22 protein-coding genes and 1 pseudogene are annotated in these 23,065 nt (G+C 69.3%); 9 read left to right on the plus strand and 14 right to left on the minus strand.

Going from position 1 to position 23,065, the window contains the following annotated elements; all coding sequences use genetic code 11:
• From ACZ4WS_RS29930 to ACZ4WS_RS29955, 6 genes are all read right to left on the minus strand, one after another.
• On the minus strand, window positions 1–943 hold a 943-nt coding region (locus ACZ4WS_RS29930), incomplete at its 3' end, for an alkaline phosphatase family protein (protein WP_467985297.1).
• 128 nt (window positions 944–1,071) lie between these two features.
• A complete protein-coding gene (locus tag ACZ4WS_RS29935) occupies window positions 1,072–2,127 on the minus strand; it encodes a hydroxyacid dehydrogenase (RefSeq protein WP_467985299.1) in 1,056 nt (351 codons plus the stop codon).
• Window positions 2,128–2,129: 2 nt separating this feature from the next.
• A complete protein-coding gene (locus ACZ4WS_RS29940) occupies window positions 2,130–3,050 on the minus strand; it encodes a carbohydrate ABC transporter permease (RefSeq protein ID WP_467985301.1) in 921 nt (306 codons plus the stop codon).
• On the minus strand, window positions 3,047–3,868 hold the full coding sequence (locus ACZ4WS_RS29945; protein ID WP_467985460.1) for a carbohydrate ABC transporter permease: 822 nt from the start codon (window positions 3,866–3,868) through the stop codon (window positions 3,047–3,049). Before ACZ4WS_RS29945 ends, ACZ4WS_RS29940 begins: the two co-directional genes overlap by 4 nt.
• 295 nt (window positions 3,869–4,163) lie before the next feature.
• On the minus strand, window positions 4,164–5,471 hold the full coding sequence (locus ACZ4WS_RS29950) for an ABC transporter substrate-binding protein (protein ID WP_467985303.1): 1,308 nt from the start codon (window positions 5,469–5,471) through the stop codon (window positions 4,164–4,166).
• Window positions 5,472–5,586: 115 nt separating this feature from the next.
• Entirely contained in the window at window positions 5,587–6,678 is a 1,092-nt protein-coding gene (locus ACZ4WS_RS29955; RefSeq protein WP_467985305.1) for a substrate-binding domain-containing protein, read from the minus strand.
• 205 nt (window positions 6,679–6,883) lie between these two features.
• Here ACZ4WS_RS29955 and ACZ4WS_RS29960 point away from each other — a divergent pair, with 205 nt between their 5' ends.
• On the plus strand, window positions 6,884–9,346 hold the full coding sequence (locus ACZ4WS_RS29960; protein ID WP_467985308.1) for a SpoIIE family protein phosphatase: 2,463 nt from the start codon (window positions 6,884–6,886) through the stop codon (window positions 9,344–9,346).
• Window positions 9,347–9,362: 16 nt separating this feature from the next.
• Here the strand turns inward: ACZ4WS_RS29960 and ACZ4WS_RS29965 are convergent.
• Window positions 9,363–9,500, minus strand: a pseudogene (locus ACZ4WS_RS29965) (SCO5389 family protein); the annotation flags it as partial.
• Window positions 9,501–9,613: 113 nt separating this feature from the next.
• Here ACZ4WS_RS29965 and ACZ4WS_RS29970 point away from each other — a divergent pair.
• Window positions 9,614–10,294: a DUF6445 family protein gene (locus tag ACZ4WS_RS29970; protein WP_467985310.1), complete on the plus strand. Its 681-nt coding sequence runs from the start codon at window positions 9,614–9,616 to the stop codon at window positions 10,292–10,294.
• Between the two features lie 160 nt (window positions 10,295–10,454).
• Window positions 10,455–10,868, plus strand: coding sequence for a luciferase domain-containing protein (locus tag ACZ4WS_RS29975; RefSeq protein WP_467985312.1), 414 nt, complete (start codon window positions 10,455–10,457; stop codon window positions 10,866–10,868).
• Between the two features lie 8 nt (window positions 10,869–10,876).
• Here the strand turns inward: ACZ4WS_RS29975 and ACZ4WS_RS29980 are convergent, their stop codons facing one another.
• On the minus strand, window positions 10,877–12,097 hold the full coding sequence (locus ACZ4WS_RS29980; protein WP_467985314.1) for a right-handed parallel beta-helix repeat-containing protein: 1,221 nt from the start codon (window positions 12,095–12,097) through the stop codon (window positions 10,877–10,879).
• 545 nt (window positions 12,098–12,642) lie between these two features.
• Between ACZ4WS_RS29980 and ACZ4WS_RS29985 the strand changes: the two genes are divergently transcribed.
• The 3 genes from ACZ4WS_RS29985 to ACZ4WS_RS29995 all read left to right on the plus strand — a co-directional run bounded on the left by ACZ4WS_RS29985 (window position 12,643) and on the right by ACZ4WS_RS29995 (window position 14,194).
• On the plus strand, window positions 12,643–13,311 hold the full coding sequence (locus ACZ4WS_RS29985; protein ID WP_467985462.1) for a TetR family transcriptional regulator: 669 nt from the start codon (window positions 12,643–12,645) through the stop codon (window positions 13,309–13,311).
• A gap of 150 nt (window positions 13,312–13,461) precedes the next feature.
• Complete coding sequence (locus ACZ4WS_RS29990) at window positions 13,462–13,878, plus strand: Zn-ribbon domain-containing OB-fold protein (protein WP_467985316.1); 417 nt, start codon at window positions 13,462–13,464, stop codon at window positions 13,876–13,878.
• Window positions 13,879–13,924: 46 nt separating this feature from the next.
• Window positions 13,925–14,194, plus strand: coding sequence for a hypothetical protein (locus ACZ4WS_RS29995; protein ID WP_467985318.1), 270 nt, complete (start codon window positions 13,925–13,927; stop codon window positions 14,192–14,194).
• Between the two features lie 65 nt (window positions 14,195–14,259).
• On the opposite strand, the gene ACZ4WS_RS30000 is transcribed toward ACZ4WS_RS29995, so the two are convergent.
• The 3 genes from ACZ4WS_RS30000 to ACZ4WS_RS30010 all read right to left on the minus strand — a co-directional run bounded on the left by ACZ4WS_RS30000 (window position 14,260) and on the right by ACZ4WS_RS30010 (window position 16,947).
• A complete protein-coding gene (locus ACZ4WS_RS30000; protein ID WP_467985320.1) occupies window positions 14,260–15,066 on the minus strand; it encodes a pectate lyase in 807 nt (268 codons plus the stop codon).
• 31 nt (window positions 15,067–15,097) lie between these two features.
• Window positions 15,098–16,078 carry a pectate lyase family protein gene (locus tag ACZ4WS_RS30005; RefSeq protein WP_467985322.1) on the minus strand — a complete coding sequence of 327 codons (981 nt, stop codon included), beginning with the start codon at window positions 16,076–16,078 and terminating at the stop codon, window positions 15,098–15,100.
• Between the two features lie 344 nt (window positions 16,079–16,422).
• Window positions 16,423–16,947 (minus strand): hypothetical protein, encoded by a 525-nt coding sequence (locus ACZ4WS_RS30010; RefSeq protein WP_467985324.1) that lies wholly within the window; start codon window positions 16,945–16,947, stop codon window positions 16,423–16,425.
• Between the two features lie 316 nt (window positions 16,948–17,263).
• Here ACZ4WS_RS30010 and ACZ4WS_RS30015 point away from each other — a divergent pair, with 316 nt between their 5' ends.
• Window positions 17,264–18,742 (plus strand): alginate lyase family protein, encoded by a 1,479-nt coding sequence (locus ACZ4WS_RS30015; protein ID WP_467985464.1) that lies wholly within the window; start codon window positions 17,264–17,266, stop codon window positions 18,740–18,742.
• Between the two features lie 161 nt (window positions 18,743–18,903).
• Window positions 18,904–19,593 (plus strand): hypothetical protein, encoded by a 690-nt coding sequence (locus ACZ4WS_RS30020; protein ID WP_467985326.1) that lies wholly within the window; start codon window positions 18,904–18,906, stop codon window positions 19,591–19,593.
• Here ACZ4WS_RS30020 and ACZ4WS_RS30025 read toward each other — a convergent pair.
• Both ACZ4WS_RS30025 and ACZ4WS_RS30030 read right to left on the minus strand, forming a co-directional pair.
• Window positions 19,590–19,979: a PPOX class F420-dependent oxidoreductase gene (locus ACZ4WS_RS30025; protein WP_467985328.1), complete on the minus strand. Its 390-nt coding sequence runs from the start codon at window positions 19,977–19,979 to the stop codon at window positions 19,590–19,592. The two genes, ACZ4WS_RS30020 and ACZ4WS_RS30025, sit on opposite strands and share 4 nt — an antisense overlap.
• 68 nt (window positions 19,980–20,047) lie before the next feature.
• Window positions 20,048–20,686: an HAD family acid phosphatase gene (locus ACZ4WS_RS30030; protein ID WP_467985330.1), complete on the minus strand. Its 639-nt coding sequence runs from the start codon at window positions 20,684–20,686 to the stop codon at window positions 20,048–20,050.
• 229 nt (window positions 20,687–20,915) lie between these two features.
• On the opposite strand from ACZ4WS_RS30030, the gene ACZ4WS_RS30035 reads away from it, so the two are divergent.
• Entirely contained in the window at window positions 20,916–22,268 is a 1,353-nt protein-coding gene (locus ACZ4WS_RS30035) for an NAD(P)/FAD-dependent oxidoreductase (RefSeq protein ID WP_467985332.1), read from the plus strand.
• On the opposite strand, the gene ACZ4WS_RS30040 is transcribed toward ACZ4WS_RS30035, so the two are convergent.
• Window positions 22,265–23,023: a type 1 glutamine amidotransferase domain-containing protein gene (locus ACZ4WS_RS30040; protein WP_467985334.1), complete on the minus strand. Its 759-nt coding sequence runs from the start codon at window positions 23,021–23,023 to the stop codon at window positions 22,265–22,267. The genes ACZ4WS_RS30035 and ACZ4WS_RS30040 overlap by 4 nt on opposite strands.
• Between the last annotated feature and the right edge of the window lie 42 nt (window positions 23,024–23,065).

Genomic DNA, 23,065 nt, shown 5'->3' on the forward strand with positions numbered 1-23,065 from the left:
CCCGGGGAGAGAGGGGAAAAAAAGAAAAGAACAAGCGCCCCCCCCCCCCCCCCCCCCCCCCCCCCCCCCCCCCCCCCCCCCCCCCCCCCCCCCCGGTCCCGGTGGCCGCGAACGGCCGGCCGTCGAGCGTCCAGTGCCGGTCGGCGTCGCGCCCCAGCGACGCGAACACCTGGGCGGCGACGTCGACATGGCGTACCTTCGGGGGCGCCGAGCGAAGACCGGGGCCGGTGGCGATCAGCCAGGCGGTGCGTTCCTCGTGGGAGCGGCCGCCATGACCACCGTCGCCGACGTGGCCGTGGTCCGTGACCACCAGGACCGTCCACTGCTCACTGCCGTACGAGGCCCGGGAGCGTACGGCGTCCAGCAGGCGGCCCACGCGCGCGTCGGCGCGCAGCACCGCGGCCTCGTAGGCGTCACCGCAGCCGAGGAAGTGCGCGGTCTCGTCGGGAGCCCCGAGGTAGACGAACGACGCGTCTATGTCGTCGCCCGCGAGGACGCGCACCGCCTCCTCGGTGATCTGTTCGTCGCAGGTCTCCCAGGCTTCGGGGGTGTCCGCGCTCGGGGAGTTGTACGCGGCCCTCGACGGCGCGCGGAAGAGGGGGCCGCCGTCGCGTATCTGCATGAGCGGCTGCCAGCCCGCCGCGACGAAGGTGCGGCGGCCGTCCCGCTGGGCGAGGCGGGTCGCGAAGTCGGGGAAGACGTCGAGGCGGTGGCCGGTGAAGTCGTTGCTCCACACTCCGTGCTTCTCGACGCTCACTCCGGTGACGATCGTCGCCCAGCAGGGGCCCGACATGGTGGGCGTGCGGTCGTCGACCTGGATCGGCGTGAGGAAGCCGTCGGCCGCGAGGGTGTCCAGATGCGGGGTGGACAGGCGGCGCAGCACGTCCAGTCGTACGCCGTCGATGCCGACGACGAGGACGCGGTGAACAGCGGCTGCGGGCATGGGCGGTCCCTTCCGTGGGGCGGTCACAGGCTGCGCAGGACCAGGTTGAGAGTGGTGGGCCCAGATCGGGTCGATGGTCAGCTCCAGCCGGAGCGCCGTTGTCCAAGTCGGCCATGGAGGGCTCCAGTTCAGGCCGAGCGGGTCAGCTCGTCGGGGCCGACTCCGTACCGGAACGGGAGGCCTTGGGCGTAGCGCCCCACCTCGTCCACGGCCCAGTGCGTCATGCGGCCGAGCTCGTTGCCGAGGGAACCCGCGATGTGCGGGGTGAGCAGCACGTTGGGCAGCGTGTAGAGCGGGGATGCGGCGGGTGGTACGTCCGGTTCGGTCACGTCGAGTACGGCGTGAACGCGTCCGGAGACGAGATGCTCGGTGAGCGCTTCGGTGTCGACGAGGGAGCCGCGCGCCGTGTTGATGAGCGTCGCGCCGTCCTGCAGGAGCGCGATCCTGCGCGCGTCGAACATGTGGCGTGTCTCGGGAAGTTGGGGCGCGTGGATGGACACCACCTGGCTGCGTCGGACGAGTTCGTCGAGGTCGACGGGTTCCACGCCCAGGGCTCGGGCATCCTCCTGCCCCAGGTAGGGGTCGTGCAGCAGGACGTCGAGGTCGAGCGGGCGGAGCAGTTCGACGACGCGGCGTCCGATGCGGGAGGCGCCGACGATGCCGACAGTGCGGTGGTAGTTGCCGTACCCGCTGAAGTACGGCAGCAACGCGGGATGTTCGCGTGCCTGGGCGTAGTCGCGGGCGATGTCGAGAACCCGCTTGTTCGCGAACAGGATGGCGGCGAGGGTGAATTCGGCGACCGGGATCGCGTTGGCGGCGGCCGCAGAGGAGACGGTGATGCCACGCTTCCAGACGGATGCGGTGATGTGGTGCTTGATGGATCCGGCCGCATGGACGACGGCCCGCAGCCGCGGCATGCGGCGCAGCGCGTCCTCGGTCAGCAGCGGTGCGCCCCAGTGCGTGAACAGGACCTCGACAGCGGACAGTTCGGCGCTGTCGGCCGCGGCGAAGTCCGTGATGTGGGTAGCGGTGTCGACGGCGGCGATCGACCGGAGGCCGTCGAGTGCGCCTTGTGCGAGCAGGGAGGCGTGGATCTCGTGTCCCATGGCGAGGGCGGTTCGCGGGCGGCGGTCCTGGGACGGTCGGTCCGAGCTGTTCAGGAGGGTGCCTTCCGGTACGTACATGGTCACTTCACCGCGCCGGCGGTCAAGCCCGAGCGCCAGAAGCGCTGAAGGCAGACGAAGGCGACGATCAGCGGGACGACGGCGACGAGTGAGCCGGTGATGACGAGCGCGTAGTACTCGGGCTGCTGCTGCGTGACGCTGTTCCACATGAACAGGCCGAGGTTGACCGGGTAGAGCTTCTCGTCGTTCAGCATGACTAGGGCGCCGAAGAAGTTGTTCCAGCTGGCGGTGAACGAGAACAGGAAGATGGTCATGAAGCCGGGGGCGAGCATCGGCAGGGAGATCCCGGCGAAGGTGCGCAGCTCGCCCGCCCCGTCGACGCGGGCGGCCTCCAGGACCTCGTTCGGCACATATCCCTCGGAGAAGACACGGGCGAGGTATACGCCGAAGGGGTTGACCAGGGCGGGCAGCAGCAGGGCCCAGTACGTGTTCACGACCCCGGCCTTGGTGGCGAGGAGGTACATCGGCAGCTGGATCACCGTGGTGGGGACCAGGACTCCGCCGAGCACCACACCGAACAGCTTTTCCTTGCCCTTGAAGTCGTACTTGTCGAAGGCGTAGCCGGTGGCGATGCACAGGAACGTGGAGGCGGCCGAGCCGACGACCGAGTACAGGATGCTGTTGCCGAACCAGCGCAAGTAGATGCCGTCGTTGAAGGTGAAGACGTGGTGCAGGTTGGCGAAGAGGTTGAAGTCGCCGAGGGAGAAGCCCGAGGTGCCGAACAGGTCGCGGTCGTTCTTGGTGGCGGCGAAGAGCAGCCAGCTGACCGGCATCAGGGTGTAGAAGGCGGCGACGATCAGCAGTCCGTTGACCACTGCCTTGGACAGCAGGGCGTTCGGTGCGGTGCGGCGGCGCGCGGCCTGGGTGGCCTTGCGTCCGGCCTGGGTCTGGGCCGGGCTCGTGGTGGGGGTGAGGGTGCTCATGACGCCGCCTTCCACCGGTTGCCGAGCCGGGTGACGATGTAGGAGAGGACGATGCCGAGCAGGGCGAGCAGCAGGGACGCGGCGGCGGCGAGGCCGTAGTCGTGCTGGACGAAGCCGGCCTTCCAGATGAACAGGGTCGGCGACCACTCGGTGTCGATGGAGGGCGCTCCGCGCTGGTTGAGCAGCTTCGGCTCGGTGAAGATCTGGATGGCGCCCACGCAGGTGAACAGCACGGTCATCACGACCGCTGAGGCGATCAGCGGCACCTTGATCTGCAAGGCCGTGCGGATGGCGCCCGCGCCGTCGACGACGGCCGCTTCGATCATTTCGCGCGGAACGGCCTGCAGGGCGGCGTAGAAGATGACCATGTTGTAGCCGATCCACTGCCAGGCGCAGAGGTTGACCATGGACGACAGCACATGGTCGTTGCTGTAGAAGTTCCACGACCCGCCGAGGGCGCCGATCCAGTCGAGCACGGGGCTCAGGCCCGGGGTGTAGAGGTAGATCCAGATGATCGAGGCGATCAGTCCCGGGATCGCGTGCGGCAGGAACAGCGCCAGCTGGAAGAACCGCTTGGCGCGGGCCATCGCGGAGTCGACCAGCAGCGCGAGGAGAAGGGAGCCGCCGATCATCACCGGGATGTACAGCGCGCAGTAGAGCGCGATGTGGACGAAGGAGTCCCTGAAGCCCGCGTCGGACAGGGCCTTGGTGTAGTTGCCGATTCCGGAGAACACCCGCTCGGTGCCGCCGAAGCCGAGCCCCGAGGAGCGCTCCTGGAAGAGGCTCATCCACACGGCGTAGCCGATGGGCGCGGCCATCACCGCGGCGAACAGGACGAAGAACGGGGTGATGAAGAGGGCCGCGGCCCGGCGTTGACTGCGCCGGAGCTTCGAGGTGCCCGGGGGCTTCGTCGCGGGTTGGCGCCCGGCCTTCACGGCTGGGGCGAGAGGTGCTGCCACGGTGGCTCCTTGGCGGGCTGGACGCTTCAGGGAGGCGGATCGGTGACGGGTGACCGAGGTGACGGGGTCCGGCCGCGGCCCGTATCCGAATCGCGCTCGGACAGGGCTCGGACAGGGGCCGCGGGCTGCCGGACCCGTCAGGGCACTCGGAAGATCACTTGGCGAGCTTCAGCCCGCGATCGGTGATTCCCGACTCGGCCTTCCGCTGGCCGGCGTCGACGCCGCCGGTGAACCCGGACTTGGCCGTCTGGTCCTGGACCGCGGTGTAGACGTCCTGCTGGTTCGGTCCCCACGTCCAGCCGGGGACGATCGTGTCGACCTGCTCGGAGGCGAGCTTGTAGAGGTCCTGGCCGTTCAGGTACGAGGTGTCGAACTTCGCCGCCGCGACGGCACGCATCTCCGGGTTGGCCGGCAGGGCGCTGCTGGGCGACTCGAGGTCGGCGAGCCGGGCCTCGACGCCCGCCTTGTCCGTAGTGAGCCACTTGATGAACTCGGTGGCGGCCTCGGCGTGCTTGCTGCCCTTGAGGACGCCGTAGGAGGTGCCGCCGTAGTTGCCGGTGGCCGCGGTGCCCCAGTTCGGCATGGGGGCGGCGGCCCACTTGCCGCTCAGGTCGGGCATGGCGGTCTTCATGCCGCCCGCGGACCAGGAGGCGCCGAGGAAGGAGAGGGTCTTGCCGGAAGCGCGGGCCTTGGTCTCCTCGGGGCTGTAGCCGGTGAAGGACTGCACCAGGTCGTCCTTGATCAGGCCGTCCCAGTAGGCGGCGACCTTCTTGCTGGGGGCGTCGTTCACGCCGGGCTTCCAGGCGTCGCCCTCGGTGGCGAACCACTTGCCGCCGGCCTGCCAGGACAGGGCGGCCAGCAGGGCCGGGTCGGACTTCGGCATGGAGGCCAGCCGGACGTTCTTGTCCTTCTTCTCGACCTTCGCGGCGGCGGTCTTGAACTCGTCCCAGGTCTTGGGGACTTCGATGCCGTACTTCTTGAACAGGTCGGTGCGGTAGTAGTACAGCTGCGGCGCGACGTCGTACGGCACGGTCCAGGTCTTGCCGCCGAAGGTCACCAGGCTCTGGACGGCCTCGGGGAACTTCGACTTGACCGTCTCACCGGCGTACTTGGTCAGATCGATCAGGTTTCCCTGGCTCGCGAACTCCGGGACCATCTGGTACTCGATGGTCGCCACGTCGGGCGCGTTGCCGCCCTTCACCGCGTTGGACAGCTTGCCGTAGCCCTCGGTCCCGCTCGGGATCTCGGTGAACTTGACCTTGATGTCCTTGTGCGTCTTGTTGAACGCGTCCACCGTCGACTTGGCCCCGAGCGTCCAGGTCCAGTAGTTGATGGTGACCGGCTTGCCGTCCGACGTGGAGTCGGTCGAGCCGCCGTCGCCGCCGCATGCGGTGGCGAGCATGCCCAGGGCGGCGATGGTGGCGGTGGCGGCTATGCGGAACGAACGTGAAGTGCGCGACATGGCACGTCTCCTACGAGACCTCGTACGGGAAGAGGTGGATGCAGGACATCTTTTGTGCGCACATGATCAGAGTCAAGAGCATTCGACCAAGACAATCAAAACGATCGCACAACGCTCATGATTCGAGCGCTTCGCCACCGCAGGACGAACGGATCCTCAATTCGGGAAGAAGTTCGAGGTGCTGACGCGGCGCCGGGCGCTGTCCGCTCCTGCGTTCCGCGAGCCGCTGGAGCAGCAGTTTCGCCGCGAGTTCGCCCACCGAGCGCTTGGGCGGCGCGACGGCCGTCAGGGGCACGTCCGAGAGGCCGGCGACCTCGTCGTCGTACGCGATGAGCGCGAGGTCCTCGGGCACACTGATGCCGCGCGCCTGAAGCTTCGGCACCAGCACGATCGCGTCCTCGTCACTGTGGATGAGGGCCGCCGTCACCCCGCGCTTCTCCACGGCCTCGGCCAGGTAGTCGATGGAGGCTTCGTAGTCACCGTGTTCGCGGACGGTCGGGGCGCCCGCGTCGACGTCCAGGCCCAGCGACTGCACGGCCGCCAGGTAGCCCGCCGAGATCTGCGCGGCGTGCGGGCCTTCCTGCAGCACCGCGGTGATCCGGCGATGCCCCAGGGAGGCGAAGTGGCCCACGGCCACAGCCGCCCCGTGCGCCCGGTCCGTACGCACCCGGTCGAGGCCCGCCGCGGGGTTGCCCGCCGGTGCGGAGCGCTCGACCAGGACGGTCGGCACCTCGCACTCCACGAGCCACTTCTCCTGGCCCTCGACGGGCACCCCGCCGAACCAGCTGGGCGCCACCAGCAGCCCCTCGGCACCGCCCGCGATCAGGTGTTCCGCCTGCACGGGATCCTCGGAGTCGACGTATCCGCTCATACCGAGGACCAGGCGACCGCCCTGGGCCCCGACGGCCTCGCGGGCCCCTCGCACGATGTCCGCGAAGATGTAGTTCGTGGTCGGCACGATCATTCCGATCACGGCACCCTCGACGGACCCCTGCCGGGGCTGCGGCTCGGCGACCGGTTCACCCGGCCACACCACCGCGCCGTGCAGCCGCTGCACCCGGCCCTGGGCGGCGAGCGTCTCCACGTCACGCCTCAAGGTCACGGCCGAGACGCCGAGTTCGGCCGCGAGTTCGGCGACCCGGAGGCTGCCGCGCTCCCGGACGAGTTCGAGTACCCGCTCATGGCGCTGGTCGACGTGCAGTCGCATGGGCTCCCCCTGGGGCAAGGCCGGACGGACGAACTACGGGCGAACGCGGAGCGTGATCCCGTGTGCATACTGTACGCCCACAATCGTATCGATCGTTTACGATCAATACGATCACATATCTCTGAGCAACCCGCACGGCGGTCATACAACGTGAAGAATGGATGTCACGGGGTAAGACCACCTTCGGGGAGCGGAGAGGGTCGCAGTGGGTGCGAGCGAGGAACGAGATGTGCTGGCCCGTCGGCGCTTCGACATGGCGGACGCCGCGCCACTGCTGCTCGATGCCCGGATGACCGTGACCAGCTGGACCGCCGACGCCGAGCGGCTGCTCGGGTATCCGGCCGCGGAGGTGCTGGGACGGCACGCCGCCGACCTGCTGCTCCCCGCGGACGCGGCGAGGATCCCGGAACTGGCCGAGCGATGCCGTGACGACAGCAGCTGGGCCGGACTGCTGACCGCGCGCCACCGCGACGGGCGCCCGGTCACCGTGATGGTGCGTGTCGTCCCGGTGCACGAGACCAGGGGCCCCGCACGCTGGGTGGTGCTGTTCGCCGAGCTGGCGGGCGGCCCCGGCTGGGACATGAGCCGGTCCGTGCTGGAGCGGATGGCCGCGCGGTCGCCGCTGGGCATCGCGATCGTGGACACGGACCTGCGGTACGTGTGGTCGAACGCGGCGCTGGAGCAGTTCGGCGGGGGCCGGCCCCCGCAGCGGCTGGGACGAAGGATCGCCGATGTGCAGCCGGGCCTGGACGCCGAGCGGCTCGAAGCACAGATGCGCCGGGTCCTGGAGACCGGCGAGCCGGTGATCGCGTACGAGCATGTGGGCCGCATACGGTCAGCGCCGCACCGCGAGACCGCCCACGCCATGTCGTTCATCCGGCTGGAGGACGACGACGGTCAACCGATCGGTGTGTATTACACCGTCGTCGACGTCACCGAGCGTTATCGCGCCCGGCGGCGGCTCGCCCTGCTGGACCGGGCCGGCGAGCACATCGGCCGCAGCCTGGACGTCATGCGGACCGCCCAGGAGCTGGCCGACGTCGCGGTGCCGGGGCTCGCCGACTTCGTCACCGTGGACCTGCTGGAGTCCGTGCTCAAGGGAGCCGAGCCGGCGCCCGGCCCGCAGAGCGACACGGACGCCATGCCGCTGCGGCGCGCCGGACATCAGTCGGTACAGGGCGGGGTCCCCGAAACAGTCGTCGGGATCGGCGAGGTGGCGACCTACCTGGCCGGGTCTCCCCCGATCCGGTGCCTGGCCGACGGTGAGTCCTGGCGCGAGGAACGGCTGGACCCGCTGGCCCAGGAGTGGGCCACGGGCACCCCCGGGGGCCGGGCTGCCTCGTTCCTCGATCTCGGGCTGCACAGCGTGATGATCGTGCCCATCCGGGCCCGCGGCATCACGCTGGGCATCACCACATTCTTCCGGCGCGGCCACCAGGACCCCTTCGACGAGGACGATCTGAGCCTGGCCGAGGAGTACGTCGGCCGGGCGGCCCTGTGTGTCGACAACGCCCGCCGCTACACCCGCGAGCGTGACGCGGCGCTCGTCCTGCAGCGCAACCTGCTCCCCCACCGATTCCCCGAGCAGGACGCGGTGGAGGTCGCGGCCTGCTATCGGCCCGCCGATGAACTGACGGGTCTCGCCGGTGACTGGTTCGACGTCATTCCGCTGTCCGGGGCCCGGGTGGCCCTGGTGGTGGGCGAGGTCGCCGGGCACGGCATCGACGGCGCCGCGGCTATGGGGCGGCTGCGGGCCGCCGTACAGACTCTCGCCGATCTGGACCTGCCCCCGGAGGAGGTGCTCGCCCACCTCGACGATCTGGTCAGCCGCTCCGCCCGGGAGGAGGGCATGGGCGCGGACGCCCGTTCGAGCGGAATGCAGGCGGTGGGCGCCAGCTGTCTGTACGTGGTGTACGACCCGGTGAGCGGGCGCTGCGCCATGGCGAGCGCGGGCCATCCCGCGCCCGCGATCGTCACCCCGGACGGCTCGGTCACCTTCACCGAGCTCCCCCACGGTCCCGCGCTGGGCGCGGGCGGACTGCCCTTCGAATCGGTCGAGTTGACCCTGGCGGAGGGCAGCGTGCTCGCCCTCCACACCGACGGTCTCATCGCCACACCCCGTACCGGGCAGGATCCGGTCGCGGGCCGGGAGCGGCTGCGCCGGGCGCTGGAGGCGCACCATCAGCCGCTCGACGGCATGTGCCGCACCATCGTGGACGATCTCGTGCCGACGCGTCCGTACGACGACGTCGCGCTGCTGATGGCCCGCACCCGCCGCCTGGGCCCCGAGCAGGTCGCCACCTGGGACCTGCGCATCGACCCGGCCGTCGTGGCCGATGCCCGCAAGGCGACCACCGAGCAGCTGAGCAGGTGGGGCCTGGACGAACTGGCCTTCACCACCGAACTGGTCGTGAGCGAACTCGTCACCAACGCGATCCGGCACGCCACCGGCCCGATCCGGCTGCGTCTGATCACCGAGCAGGCCCTGATCTGCGAGGTCTTCGACGGCGGCGCGACCGCCCCGCACCTGCGTCATCCGAAGACCACGGACGAGGGCGGCCGCGGCCTGTTCCTGATCTCGCAGTTCACCCAGCGCTGGGGCACCCGCTACACCACCGAGGGAAAGATCATCTGGGCCGAGCAGTCCCTCACGGATCCGCCGCTCTGAACGGAGCCGCCGGTCGCAGTTCACCGACCAGGCCGGCGATGAGGTCGTAGGCGTACGGCAGTGACGTACGAGCGGTATCCACGAAGTCCTCTTCGCGGACCTGACCGCGTTCGGCTTCGGCGAGGAGCTTCGGGGAGACGTCGAGTGGACTCACGGGCGTGCCCCGACGAGCCGCCGGCGGCCGACGCTTTTGCGAGGACGCCGAGTTGACGAAAGGTTGACCAAACCCTGAAGATCACCGGCGCGCGCGACTATATGGTCTGGCGCATGCCCCCACAGCCTCCAAGAACGCCGGCGCTCCCGGTGCTCCCTTACCGAAAGCCCACCCGCGATCGGGACTACTGGGTATTCGACGATGTGCTGCCCGACGTTGATGCCGTACGGGCCCGGTGCCTGGAGAAGGACGACTGGGTCGAAGGCTATCCGTACACGTCCGAGAGCTGGCCCGGCCTGCGGACGATGCCGGGCCTCGAGCCACAGGAATTGACGCGCGTAGAACGGTTGGTGAAGAAGGCCACGGGCGCGCGGGAGTTGTGGCAGCAGGCGACGCCCTCCGGTGCCACGCTCAATCACAACTGCGTCCAGGTGGTGGGCAAGGACGAGGGCGAGCCGCGTCCGCACACCGATTCACGTGCGTTGTGCCGTTATGCCGCGGTGCTCTATCTCAATCCGGCCGTTCCCAAGGACTGCGGAACCAGCTTCTACCGGCAGAACCTGCCCGGCGGTCGGCTGGGCGGAAACGTGGTGGCGGCCCCGCACAACAACCTGGTCGAGGCGCTGGGTACGCGCTTCGTCCCCCCGGACTCCTTCATCGAGGACATCCGCGTACCCCATCGGTACAACCGGCTGCTCCTGTACAACGCCAACCTGATGCACAGCGCCACCGGTTACTCGGGCAGCACCATGGAGGACAAGCGGATGACCGCGGTCTTCTTCTGGATGGCCTGACGTAGCAGGTCTCGGAGCGGCGGGATCGTGGAGCCCAGCAGGGGGACCACGGTCCCGCCGCGCTGTTTTCGAGCCGGAATCCGGACATTCGGACCCCGCGGATCAGTTACGGCCTCCTCAAGTTCTGGTGGCCGGGCGGTGAGCTCGGCATGATGGAGCCATGACGTTGGCCTTGCGTGCCATGGCGCAACTGGCGAGTTGGCCGGACCTCCAGGAGGCCCTGCCGAGCTGCGGTACGGGGCGGGCACTGCGCTCGCCCCAGAGCGAGATCGTCCACTTCCACTCGGATCACGACGTCGACCTGCATCTCACCGCCCCCGCCATTCGGCGTCTCGAGGACCACCTCAAGGGCGCGACCGCGGTCCGCATGGTGCCCGGCTCGCGATGGGTGACGATTCGCCTCGAGGCCGACGCGGACATCGATCTGCTGCTGACCCTGATGAGCGTCGCCCTCCAGGCCCACCAGGCGTGGCCGGTTCCGGGCGACGCTTCGTCGGCGGCCTGCAATGATCACGCCTGGTCGAACGCGGGGCCCGCGTACAGGAGCTCGGCTCCTACGGAGTTCGGGTTCTGAGAGGCGCCCTACCATCGGGCCCCGATCGCCGTGCCGTCGCGCGGGACGAGGAAGTTCGGCGCGGAAGGGAGGGAACCGTCGGCGCCACGTGGGCCGGTGACGGAGCTCAGGTCCGCGCTCAGGACCGAGGACTCGTCCCATGTCCCCCCCAGATCCCAGGAGTTGCCGCTGGAGCTGGTGGTGGAGCCGAGGGCGACCGGTCGGCCGTCCGCGACGGACAGGTTGCGGGTGAGGACCGCCTGCGACCCCGCGACATCGGCGTCGAAGCCCGTGCCCTGGTTGCCGAACGTGGTGTCGCGGGACAGCGCCAGGCCGCCGGGATTGCCGTTGTCGGTGATGCCGTGCACGGCGTTCTTGAACGCGATCGAGTTGCGCAGGATGTGGGCCACCGCCGGGGCCGGGCTGCCGCCGCCGAGCTTGAAGCCGTTGCCGTCGCCCGCGAAGTCGGGGAAGTTCCAGCGGTTGAAGCCATTGCCGTACGAGATGGTGTTCTCGACGAGGATCGGCGAGGCGAATTTCCAGGCGTCGAAGCCGTCGTCGACGTTGTTCCACAGCCGCGCGCCCCGCACCACGTTGCCGGTGCCGCTGCCCTCCTTGATGGCGAGGCCGTCGGCGCTCTCGCCGTTCTTGCGCGGGTCGCGGTTCGCGTAACTGTCCAGGTCGAGGATCTGGTTGCCGCTGGAGGTGCCCTGGAGCTGGAAGCCGGACTCGTAGTTGTCGTGGGTCGCGAGCCGCGCGAAGACATTGTTGTTGCAGCCGTCGCAGTAGACGCCGTACGGGCCGTCGACGATCTCCAGGTCGGAGATCCGCCAGTACGAGGCCTCCTGGTGGATCGCGCCGCGCTCGGCACGCGGGATGCTGCCGCCGACGGGGGTGTGGCTGGCGGGCAACTGCTCACCGTCGACGACCACACGCTCGCCCGGGTACGCGCCCAGGGTGATCGGCTGGGACGCGGTGCCCGAGGCGGTGATGGTGATGTTGTCGTCGAGGGCGTAGGTACCGCCTCGTACGGCGATCACGTCTCCGGGCTGAGCCTTGTCCACGGCTCCCTGAATGGTCCGTAACGGGTGTTCGAGCGTGCCGGAGGCGGCGTCGTCGCCGTTCACGGCCACGACGATGGTCGGCGTCGCGGCGGCGGTGGCTTCCGTCGGCACCAGCGCCGTCACCGTCCCCGCCGCCAACGCGGCAGCACCCAGCACTGCCCCCTTGAACCTGTCTGCGGCACTCATACGACCTCCCGATTCCGTACATGCTCACTGGTCACCGGGTCAGTGGTCGCGCACACGGGAAAGGTTGCCGCCCCTGCGCCCGGGTCCTGGTCGCGGTCGGCAGAGCGGAAGAGGCCCCGGCACTCGCGTACGGATGGAGTGCCGGGGCTCGTCACAGGGTCATCGCGGGCCGTCTTGATGATGCGAGACCCGGTCGACGGCAACAGGGCAGCACGAAGCAGCCGGGGGCCGTACCAGGAATGAGTGGTCGAAGAATCACTGGGCTCATTGGTCACGTGAGCCACAGCGCGACCACATAGTCGATCACGGCGCGGAAGCTGTCAACCGTGTTGAATACACATGAACTTCACGGGTGATCACATTCTGACCACATAGGGAATCAGCTCCTCCGGTGCAGCAGGAGACGTCGCCACGCGCGCAAGGCACTCAGTTCCCTCAATCGTGCGCACTGAGTGCCATATCTTTCGCCCGATGCTAGGTTCCCGTCCATGAGCGAGGAACCCCGGCGCCGCGAGAGCGCCGACGCGACGACGGCGAAGCCGCCCATGCGGGACGCTCTGGTCGCGGCGGCCTTCCAGCTCTTCCTGGAGCGCGGCTACGAGCAGACGACGGTCGACGACATCGTGGCGCTCGCCGGGGTCGGCCGACGGTCGTTCTTCCGTTACTTCCCTTCCAAGGAGGACGTGGTCTTCCCGGACCACGAGCGCTGCCTGGCCGACATGACGGCGTTCCTGGGCGACGGTTCGGACGAGGACGACCCGGTGCAGCGAGTCTGCGACGCGGCCCGGCTCGTGCTGCGCATGTACGCCGAGAACCCGACCTTCTCCGTGCAGCGCTACCGCCTCACCAAGAAGGTCCCCGGCCTGCGCGCGTACGAGCTGTCGGTCGTCTGGCGTTACGAGCGTGCCCTCGCCGAATATCTGCGGGGGCGCTTCGCCGGCCGGCGGGACGGCACCCTGCGGGCCGATGTCGTCGCCGCGGCCGTGGTCGCCGCGCACAACAACGCCCTGCGCTCCTGGCTGCGTTCGGACGGGCAGGGGGACGCGAGCGCCGCGGTGGACCACGCGCTCGGGTATGTGCGGGAGACGTTCGGCGGCCCTGCCGGGGAGCCGTCGGCCCAGGAGCACGAGGACGTGGTCGTCGTCATCTCCCGGCGCGGGGCGCCGTTGTGGCGCGTCGTCCAGGAGATCGAATCCACCCTCGGACGAGACTGATCGTTCCCTGCCCCGAATGGACGGATCGGGTCCCCACCCCAGATTGAGGGTACGGAGTGCCTTTACTGGTGGCACTCAGTGCCATACTCTGTGGTCGTGCGCGGTGTCCCGGGCACATCAGATTCCGGCCGAGCGCAGGGAGATGACATCGTGTACCACCCAGGAATCGCCCTTCATCCGGGCGTCGGACCCGCGACGGACGTGCTCGACGCGGCCCCTGCGGAGCCTGCCACGAACGCCCTCCTGTTCCAGCGGTGCCACTGGTGCGGCACCGCGATGTTCCAGCGCCTGCTCTGCCCGGTCTGCGCGGGCAGCGACCTGCGGACGGAAGCGAGCGCGGGGACGGGGATCGTGCGTCATTCCACCGTCATCCACCGCAACACCCCGGCGGCGCGCAACGTCTCCCTCGTCGAGATGGCGGAGGGATTCACCGTCCGGGGCCGCGTCATGGGCCCGCCCGCCACCATCCACAGCGGCGACCGGGTCCAACTCGCCACCGCCCAGGACCCGGTACGCCACCAGCCGGTGTTCCAGCTCGTCGACAGCGCCCACGGAAGCTGGTTCTGACGACTGCGGCCCGGCCCGTCCGCACGTCCACTACGAGCAGGCGCCCTTGAAGACGTCCACCTGCCCCGCGCTGCTGTTCGCCACCCTCGTCGGCAATGACCGCAAGGTCCCCTTCACGCCCGACAGCGGGCCGTACACCCTGGCCGACAAGCTGGCGGCGCTCGGGGTCGACCTCACTCACGTCCAGGTCGGGGAAGTGCTCGGCCGGGCACGGCAGTTGATGGCCGAAGGCGGCCGACTCCTCACGGACGAGGACCTGGCCGTGCTGGCCGGGGAGGTACTGCGAAGCGCCCGCCGGACAGCCTTCGGCGACTGAGCGAACCGGCGTGCGGGACCGGTTCGTTCAGTCGCCGGGGAAGGACCGGCGGCCGAGGAGGATCCTCAGCTGTAGGTGATGTCGGACGTCGCGTACTTGCAGTACGTGCTGTCGGGACCCGAGCCGTTCGTGGTCGGCTCCGCACCCGTGTTGTTCCCGATGTACTTCTGGCAGGGGATGATCTTCTTGCTGGTGTCCCCGATGATCTTGATGCCCTTCAGGGTCGCGCTGTCGCCGTAGTTGGTGTTGATGCCGACCAGCTTGCTGCCCTTGTAGGTCGCCTCGATGGAGTTGAGGTTGATCGTGCGCTTGTACTGCGTCTTGCAGTTGCCGCAGGAGCGGACGAAGGTGCCGAAGGTCTGCACCGCGAAGTTCGAGACGTTCAGCGTTCCCGCGCCGTTGAACTGGAACACCTTGTCGCTGGCTGCCTTCGCCCCGCCGCCGGAAACGGTGTAGACGTTGGACGACGAGGAGCCCAGGAACGTCGCCGCGTCCTCGCCGACGTCCTCCCACCAGACGTTCTGCAGCGTGCAGCTGCCCAGGCAGTGGATGCCGTCCGCGGCAGGCGCGCCGATGATGACGTTCTTCAGGACCGTGCCGGCGGCCAGTTCCAGGATCGGCCCCTGGTCCTCGTCCTGGCTTCCACTGCCCAGGTCACCGGTGCCGTACAGGCGCAGCATCCCGTAGTCCTTGGTGCCCGAGACCGAGATGGTGGACGAGACCGCCTGACTGCCGCTCGCGGTGGGCCAGGTGGCGGCGCTCGCCGGAGTCAGGCCGCCTTCTGCCATGATCATGACAGCCGAGAGGCTGAGTGCGGCCAGGGTGCCGGTGAGCGCGCGCCGTCGCGGGCGCGGACGTGCTGGTGAAGTCATGTCCCGATGCCTTCTTCCAGGTGGGGGGTGGTCAGATCTTCCCGGCGCCCGAGCCGGACGTCACCGAGGCGACGACGGTCGAGGCGGGCTCGGCGGTGTAGCTGTAGGGCGGGCTGCTGAAGGTGCCCACCTGCGAGACCTCGGTGGCGGCTCCCCCGAGGTCGTTTCCGGTGAGGTTGGCGTAGCCGTCCACGTCGCTGTCGCGGTTGGTGGTGACGGCGACCTCCGTGTCACGGAAGACGTTGTTCTCGACGAGCATCTGGGCGCCCATGCGGGAGTGCACGGCGGTCGAGGCCCCGACGACGTAGTTGTCGTAGAAGTGCCCGGTGCCGAAACGCAGGCTGGGAATACGGGAGTTGACGTTGTTGAACCAGTTGTGGTGGTACGTCACCCGCAGATGCCCGGTGTCCTCGCTCGCATTGTTGTCGCTGTGGCCGACCAGAGAGCCCTTGTAGTGGTCCTTGAAGGTGTTCCAGGACACGGTGACGTAGTCGGAGCCGTGGTTGATGTCCAGCAGACCGTCGTAGTAGTCCTTGTCGTGGTCCAGGTCGGACGAGAAGGAGTTGTGGTCGATCCACACCTTTGTCGATGCCTGGACGGTGATGCCGTCGGCGGGTGCGACCGGCTTACTGATGTTCAGGTTGCGGACGACGACATTGGTCACCTTCTTCAGCCGCAGCCCGCCGCCGGTGAACCCGGACGCCGAACCGACACCCAGGACCGTGGTGTTGGAGCCGATGTCGACCTGGCCGCTCAGCGAGATCAGTCCGTTGACCTTGACCACCTTGGCCGTGGCGCCGGTGACGGCCGTCTTGAACGCGACGAGCGTGGTGACGGTGACGGCGGACGCGCTGCCGCCGCCGGTGGTCCCGGCGCCGAAGCCGATGGGTGAGGTCTCGGCGGCTCCTGCCGACTGCGGCAGAACGAGCGCCGCGGTTACGGCCAGGACAGCCGAAGCGGATGCCGCCAGGGCCAGGCGGCGAGAACGCCTTGGTGGGGGGAGAGTACGCATGCGGGCGTGTCCCTTCGGGAGTGTCCGTGGGTCATATGCTCGAACGTTGTACGCCATGTTGAACGGGATGCGGCATGAGGTGACACCCGCACGAGGACTCATGGACTCCAGGAAGTGCGGCTTCCCAGGTAGTGCGGCTCGGAGATCTGATGTCTCGCATACGAGATGTCACACACGGGTCACGCTGCTGAACGGGAAACGTATGGGGCAAGCGCTTTCTAGTCAACGCTTCGCACAGACCACATCCGGCCAACTCCCGTATCGGGCATGAGCAGATGACACAGACACACCGGGCCCGGTCCGGGAACGGAGACCGGGCCCGGCGGGCACTGCTGCGCGAGGGGTCAGCTCAGGCCGAGGCTGGAGAGGGCGGTCGTCCAGTCGTTGATGATGGCGTCCTGAGCGTCGGTGAGGGTGACGGCACCGGCGCAGACGGCCTTCTTGAGCTTGTTCTCGACCGTGTCCTTGTTGGCGGCGGTCTTGTCGCCGTACTGGGGCTCCGGCCAGAGGTTGAGCTCACTCTTGGGCGAGCCGCCGAGTTCGAGGGGGACGAAGTGATCCTCCTCGTAGTCGGAGGTGGAGGTGTCGGTGTAGCCGTACTCGACGATCTGCTTCTTCTTCAGGGCGGTGGTGTACGAGCTGGAGGGCCGCACGGTCGCGGTCCAGCCGGAGACGCAGATCGTGGAGTCGATGGTGTCCTGGGTGACGTCCGGGTTGAGGTCGCCGGGCTGGCAGCTGGGGTCGGGCAGCGGGAGGTAGCCCTGGCTGCACGTGGCGGCGTGCGCGGTGCCGGCGGTGACGGTGAGTCCGGCGGCCGCGAGGGCCAGGGCGGACAGACTGGTGACGAGGGGACGGGATATGCGGGACATCGTGGGGGTCTCCCGATGTGGTGCCCGGCAGGATTCCGGGCGGTCGTGCGCATGACAGCAGCGGGGCCGTCTATGCGGGTAGAGCCTTTGACTCGACCGGGAGACGCTTGGTTGAAGATTTATCCATGCCCTGGCCGCTTCAGGTGAAGTCATGGCCTGGGCTTGGTTGTTGAGGCACCGCCTCCGCCGCGCGGCGAGGAGCGGAATGCCGCCGCACGTTTTCTGTTATCCCCGCTCCGCCCGCGCGTCTCCTGTGCGTACGACCGAATCCGACAGGAGCCCATCAGTGTCAGTGAGTCAGGACAACAGCAGCCCGATGTTGAGCCGCCGCGGCGTGCTGCGGATCACGGGGGCGGCCTCGGTGGCCGGTCTCGGAGCAGTCGCCGGCAGCACGACACCCGCGCTCGCCACACCCGCGCTCTCCGCTTCCGCCAAGGCGAGCGGTGCGTTCGCACATCCCGGGATGCTGCACACCCAGGCCGACTTCGACCGTATGGCGGCCAAGGTGAAGGCGGGCGCGGCGCCGTACAAGGCGGGGTTCGCGGTGCTGGCGGCCAACTCGCACGCGCAGAGCACCTGGCAGCCGAGGCCTCTGGCGACGGTGGTGCGCGGCGGTGACGGTACGAACGTCGGCACGCTCTACCACGATGTCCACGCCGCCTACCAGAACGCGCTGCGCTGGAAGGTCACCGGTGACACCGCCCACGCGGACGCGGCCCGGGACATCCTCAACGCCTGGTCGGCCGAGCTCACGGCGATCAACGGCAACGCCGACCGGTTCCTCGCGGCGGGCCTGCACGGCTACCAGTTCGCGAACGCGGCCGAGATCATGCGGGGTTACGAGGGCTTCGACCTCGCCCGCTTCCAGAAGATGATGGTCGACGTCTTCTACTCGATGAGCAGCGACTTCCTCACGCGGCACAACGACGCCTACATCACCAACTACTGGGGCAGCTGGGACCTGTTGAGCATCGCCTGCGTGCTGGCCGTCGGCATCCTCTGCGACGACCGGGCCAAGGTCGACGAGGCGGTCACCTACTTCAAGTCGGGCAAGGGCAACGGCTCCGTCAGGAACCTCATCAGCCACATCCATCCCGGCGGCCTCGGGCAGTGGGCGGAGGTCGGCCGTGACCAGGGGCACGCCACGCTGGGGGTCGGCCTGGCGGGCGCCATCGCCGAGATGGCCTGGAACCAGGGCATCGACCTGTACGGCTACGACGACAACCGCCTGCTGAAGGGCTTCGAGTACGTCGCCAAGTGGAACCTCGGCCACGACGTGCCGTACACCTCCTGGACCTGGAACTACGGTTCGCCGGGCGTCTGGTCGGGATCGCAGACCCTGACCGCCGCGTCGCCGGCCAGCCGGGGGCAGCTCCGGCCGATCTGGGAGTCGATCTACCACCACTACGTCAACCGCCGCGGCCTCGACGCCCCGTACGTGACGGCGTACGCCGCGAAGGTCCGTCCCGAGGGCGGCGGCGGGAACTATGGCGCGGGCGGTGGCTTCGACCAACTCGGCTTCGGCACGCTGGCCTTCACCCGGGACAAGGCGATCGTCTCCGCCCCGACACCGGCACCGACGCCTTCGGCGAGCGCCTCCGCAGCCGGGTCCCCGTCCGGCGCCGGGACGCCCACCACCGGCGCGTCCGGCGGAGCCGATCCGCAGGGCGGCCGGGGCGACGATCTGGCCGCCACCGGCGCCGGCGGCATCGCGGCCGTGGCCGCCACCGGCGTGCTGGCCATCGCGGGCGGCTTCATCGCCCTGCGTCGCAGGAACGCGAGCGGCGACAGCTGAAGCCGCCCCGGGCCGCAGCGGGAAGCGGCCTGAACCTCTCCGGGTGCGTTCCGTTTGTGAGCGTTGGGGCGTTTGCCGGTTGAGGGGCTCAAGGGGCGATAGCGTGCGCTGGTCACAATTCATGTGAGGGTGCACCACGTGCACAAGGGGGGAAGTTTCACATGGGGAGCAAGCGCGTGCCCGGAGTGCTGGGCAGACTGGCCCTCGCGTTGTTCGCGGGGGCCGTTCTCGTCCTGGCCGGACCCGGCGCCGCCCAGGCCACGACCACCGTCGAGATCCCGGCGCCCACCGACGGAGGCATCTCAGCCACCGTGAAGTTCTACGGAGCTGTGGTGCCGCAGCCCTACAATCCCGACCCGAACGCGGCGTTCGGGGACCGCAAGTGCCAGCTCATCTACCACGACTACAACCCGACGCCCGGCTGCGGCGGCTTCAGTCTCGGCGTCACGCTGCACAATGTGCGCAACCAGCCCGGCTATCTGGCCGGACTCAGCAGCACCGGCGGCTACTTCACGGCGTACGCGGACACCGCGCGCACCTTCGGCTGCCTGCGCCCGGACGGCACCTTCGATCACGGCACGAGCTTCGTCGTACGCACCGAGCAGACGCCGCTCTCCGGGGTGTACTACGAGCCGGACAGCAACTGGCTGCTCGGCCAGTTCGCCCGCTACCCCGACCGGGACTTCGGCCCGCCCTTCTTCGTCAACTTCCCGGCCGTGCAGGTGGATTGCCCCGACGGCATGACGCCGACCCAGTACGGCCTCAAGGTCACCAACGTCAGCGTCAGCATCGACGACGCGAACGTCTTCGGCACGACGACCTGGAGCACGCCCGGGCCGTTCTACGCCTAGGAGTGGGTCAGGGAGATGCGGATTCCGACCGTGCCGCGTTCGCCGCGGCGCAGTCGGCTGCCGAAGAGGGTGAGGCGGCCGAGGAGACCGTACTTGCGGGCGATCAGCCGGCGGTAGTGCGCGGTCCCGGCCGGGTCGAGGATCTCCGCCGTGGCGGGGACCTGGTCTCCGGTCGGGTTGCCGCGCAGGTCGCAGGGTCCCACCAGGACATCGGCCCGGTTGCGGATCCGCTTCACCTTCCAGGTGTCCACCGCGGTCCAGACGCCGAGCGCCGCACCGTCCCGGACCACCCACACCGGTGTCGCGACCCCCGTCCCGTTCTTGCGGTAGCTCGTGATGAGCAGGTACTTGCCCGAACCGAGCGTGTCCAGCGAGGTCTCGTCCATGACGGGAGTCTAAGCGGACGGAATCGGAAGCCGGGGCGGCCGGTACAGAGGGGCCGGGGCGGCCGGACTCAGGACAACTGGCCGTCGTAGTCCGGCAGCTTGAAGGTGCGCTCGGCGTGGCCTCCGACGAGGTCGGTGGTGTTGTTGCCGACGTTGGCGATGATCGTGTACCCGAGGGACTCGATCTGTGCCCGCTTGCTCGTCTTGTAGTCGCTGACCTCGTCGAACAGGTCCGGCAGGTCCCGCACGTAGAGGCCGGAGACCGGGTAGCCCACGGACTTCAGGTTCCACTTGGTCTCGCTGGCGATGATGCCCGGGCGTGCGGTGACGAAGAAGATGTCCACGCCCCGGGAGTGCGCGTAGCGGGCGAGTTCCAGGGAGGGCTTGACCGCCGGGGTGGGCAGTTCGTACCAGGGGTGGAAGTCCGTCTCCAGGGTGGTGTTGTCGATGTCGAAGACGAGGGCGAGCTTCTGCCCGTCGGCGTGCGCGGTGCGCTGCTCGACGTAGGGCAGCGCCTGGTCGATGACGGCCTGGACGTCGCGCTGCCAGGTGGCGTAGTCGACACCGGTCTGAGCTGCCGAAGCGCTCGCCGAGGCCTGCACCGGGGCCGCGGCGGCGGTCCCCGCGGCGGTGACCGTCCCCCCGATCCCCAGCGCCACGACCGCCGAAACCGCGCCGATCCGGCGCCCCACACCGCGTCCTGTCATGCCCGTCCCCTTCTCACGTCGGAGCGGCGGGGTGCCTCGACCGCCGCCGCGCGAGCCATGATCGTGCCTGAGGATGTACGGAAGGGGAAGCAATAGTTACTGCTCGGTAGAGAATCCGGCGCCCACCGTCCCCGCTCCCTTCGTGGGGTGGCAAACGCGGGCATCCCGTGTGAGCCTGGGCTCGCGGTCGGCGGGCCGCGGTGTCGGCACAGGGAGAGAGGCTGCTCGGATGGACGCACCGAACATCGTCATCGTCGGCGCGGGTTTCGCCGGTGTCGAGACCGCGCGAGGCCTGGAGCGGACGCTCGAGGCCGGCGACGCCCGGATCACCCTGGTCAGCCCCACCGACTACCAGCTCTACCTGCCGCTGCTGCCGCACGTCGCCGCCGGTGTCGTCACCCCGCAGTCCGTGGCACCCTCGCTGCGCCGCATCCTGCACCGCACCACGCTGGTGCCGGGCGGGGTGATCGGCGTGGATCCGGGGGCCAAGATGTGCGTCGTCCGCAAGATCACCGGGGAACTCGTCGACCTGCCGTACGACTATCTGGTACTCACCCCGGGCAGCGTGACCCGCACCTTCGACATCCCCGGCCTGCCGGAGGAGGCGCGCGGTATGAAGACGCTCGCCCAGGCCGTGTATCTGCGCGACCATGTGATCGCCCAACTGGATCTGGCGGCGGCCACGCTGGACGAGGACGAGCGGGCGGCGCGGCTGCAGTTCGTGGTGGTCGGCGGCGGTTACGCGGGCACCGAGACCGCGGCCTGTCTGCAGCGCCTGACCACCGCGGCGGCCAAGCGTTACCACCCGCGCATCGATCCCCGCCTCATCAAGTGGCACCTGGTCGACCTCGCCCCCAAGCTGCTGCCCGAGCTCGGCGACAAGCTGGGCGCGAGCGCGCTGCGCATGCTGACCGAACGCGGGGTGCAGATCGCCCTGAAGACATCCGTCGCCTCCGTCACCGAGGACAAGATCACCCTCACCGACGGCCGGGTGCTGCCCTCGCGGACCCTGGTGTGGACGGCCGGTGTCGCGGCGAACCCGCTCGTCGACTCGCTGAGCGCCGAGACCGTACGCGGCCGGATCGTCACCGAGACCGACTTCCGGGTGCCCGGCATGGACGGGGTGTTCGCGCTGGGCGACGCGGCCGCCGTGCCCGACCTGGCCAAGGGCGACGGCTCGTACTGCGTGCCGACCGCCCAGCACGCCGCCCGGCAGGGCCGGCACGCGGCGAAGACCCTGACGGCGGTGCTGCGCGGGCAGCCCACGACGCCGTACAAGCACAAGGACCTCGGTCTCGTCGTCGACCTCGGCGGCCACGACGCGGTGTCCAAGCCACTCGGCATCGGCCTCAAGGGCGTGCCCGCGCAGGTCGTGGCCCGCGGATACCACCTGTACGCGCTGCGCACGGGCACGGCCCGGTTCCGTACGAGCGCCAACTGGCTGCTCAACGCGGTCGCGGGCGACGACTTCGTCCGCACCGGCTTCCTCGCCGACCGCAAGGGAACCCTGCGGGACTTCGAGCACACCGACGTGTACCTGACGCCGGAGCAGGTGGCCGCCCGCACCCGCGCCCGGGCTTAGCGCTCCGCACTGCTGCGCAGCAGCGCGAGGTAGCGGCGGCCGAAGAGGTAGGCGTCTCCCGGCCAGCGGGCCGAGAGGTAGTGGCCGTCCTCGACGACGAACGCGTGGGTGTCGTCGGTGGCGGTGCCCCGCTGGGTGAGTGTGCGGGGGCCGCGTTCGAACTGCGTGTCCGGGGCGGTGAGGGCCGACCTGACCTCGTCCTCCACGTAGGCGGGGTAGGTGCGGTAGTAGTGGCCGAGGCGCCAGGCGGTGGTGAAGTAGGCCGTGCGTTCCATGTACTTCGGCAGGCAGGTCGTGCGGCGGCCGGCCAGGACGCTGCGGCCGGTTTCGGTGTCGCGGGCGCGGGCCAGGACGAGGACGCCGTGGCAGATCGCGCCGACGGGCCGCTCCAGGGACCAGAAGCGGGCGATCTGCTGGTGCAGCGCGGTGGACCCGAGGTACTGCCGCATGCCGGGCGCGTGGCCGCCGGGCAGCAGCAGCCCGTCGAACTCCTCGACGTCGGCGTCCGCCCAGGACACGGTGGCGTGGAACTCCGGAGCCCTGGTCATCTCCTCGTAGAACCGTCGAGGTTCCGGCTCGGCACCGAGCTGTCCGAAGAGCACGCCTGTCAGCAGCCGCGGGTCCGCCGCGGGCAGGGTGCCCGCCCGCTCGGTCGCGAAGACGACCTCGTGTCCCGCGTCGGTGAGGATCCGCCAGGGTACGGCTACTTCGGTGACGTCGAAATCACGGTCGGGGACCGGAATCAGCACGCGCATGCGCCCATCATGGCAGGGCGGCGGGTGACGGAAGGGGCGAGG

This window comes from Streptomyces sp. NPDC029292, from assembly GCF_055569295.1.

Excerpts from the sequence above, each read along its gene's own strand:
- ACZ4WS_RS29935 (WP_467985299.1), bottom strand. The coding sequence starts at position 2,127 with ATGTACGTACCGGAAGGCACCCTCCTGAACAGCTCGGACCGACCGTCC.
- ACZ4WS_RS29940 (WP_467985301.1), bottom strand. The coding sequence starts at position 3,050 with ATGAGCACCCTCACCCCCACCACGAGCCCGGCCCAGACCCAGGCCGGA.
- ACZ4WS_RS29945 (WP_467985460.1), bottom strand. The coding sequence starts at position 3,868 with ATGGCCGCGCCCATCGGCTACGCCGTGTGGATGAGCCTCTTCCAGGAG.
- ACZ4WS_RS29950 (WP_467985303.1), bottom strand. The coding sequence starts at position 5,471 with ATGTCGCGCACTTCACGTTCGTTCCGCATAGCCGCCACCGCCACCATC.
- ACZ4WS_RS29955 (WP_467985305.1), bottom strand. The coding sequence starts at position 6,678 with ATGCGACTGCACGTCGACCAGCGCCATGAGCGGGTACTCGAACTCGTC.
- ACZ4WS_RS29970 (WP_467985310.1), top strand. The coding sequence starts at position 9,614 with ATGCCCCCACAGCCTCCAAGAACGCCGGCGCTCCCGGTGCTCCCTTAC.
- ACZ4WS_RS29975 (WP_467985312.1), top strand. The coding sequence starts at position 10,455 with ATGACGTTGGCCTTGCGTGCCATGGCGCAACTGGCGAGTTGGCCGGAC.
- ACZ4WS_RS29980 (WP_467985314.1), bottom strand. The coding sequence starts at position 12,097 with ATGAGTGCCGCAGACAGGTTCAAGGGGGCAGTGCTGGGTGCTGCCGCG.
- ACZ4WS_RS29985 (WP_467985462.1), top strand. The coding sequence starts at position 12,643 with ATGCGGGACGCTCTGGTCGCGGCGGCCTTCCAGCTCTTCCTGGAGCGC.
- ACZ4WS_RS30000 (WP_467985320.1), bottom strand. The coding sequence starts at position 15,066 with ATGACTTCACCAGCACGTCCGCGCCCGCGACGGCGCGCGCTCACCGGC.
- ACZ4WS_RS30005 (WP_467985322.1), bottom strand. The coding sequence starts at position 16,078 with ATGCGTACTCTCCCCCCACCAAGGCGTTCTCGCCGCCTGGCCCTGGCG.
- ACZ4WS_RS30010 (WP_467985324.1), bottom strand. The coding sequence starts at position 16,947 with ATGTCCCGCATATCCCGTCCCCTCGTCACCAGTCTGTCCGCCCTGGCC.
- ACZ4WS_RS30015 (WP_467985464.1), top strand. The coding sequence starts at position 17,264 with ATGTTGAGCCGCCGCGGCGTGCTGCGGATCACGGGGGCGGCCTCGGTG.
- ACZ4WS_RS30020 (WP_467985326.1), top strand. The coding sequence starts at position 18,904 with ATGGGGAGCAAGCGCGTGCCCGGAGTGCTGGGCAGACTGGCCCTCGCG.
- ACZ4WS_RS30025 (WP_467985328.1), bottom strand. The coding sequence starts at position 19,979 with ATGGACGAGACCTCGCTGGACACGCTCGGTTCGGGCAAGTACCTGCTC.
- ACZ4WS_RS30030 (WP_467985330.1), bottom strand. The coding sequence starts at position 20,686 with ATGACAGGACGCGGTGTGGGGCGCCGGATCGGCGCGGTTTCGGCGGTC.
- ACZ4WS_RS30035 (WP_467985332.1), top strand. The coding sequence starts at position 20,916 with ATGGACGCACCGAACATCGTCATCGTCGGCGCGGGTTTCGCCGGTGTC.
- ACZ4WS_RS30040 (WP_467985334.1), bottom strand. The coding sequence starts at position 23,023 with ATGCGCGTGCTGATTCCGGTCCCCGACCGTGATTTCGACGTCACCGAA.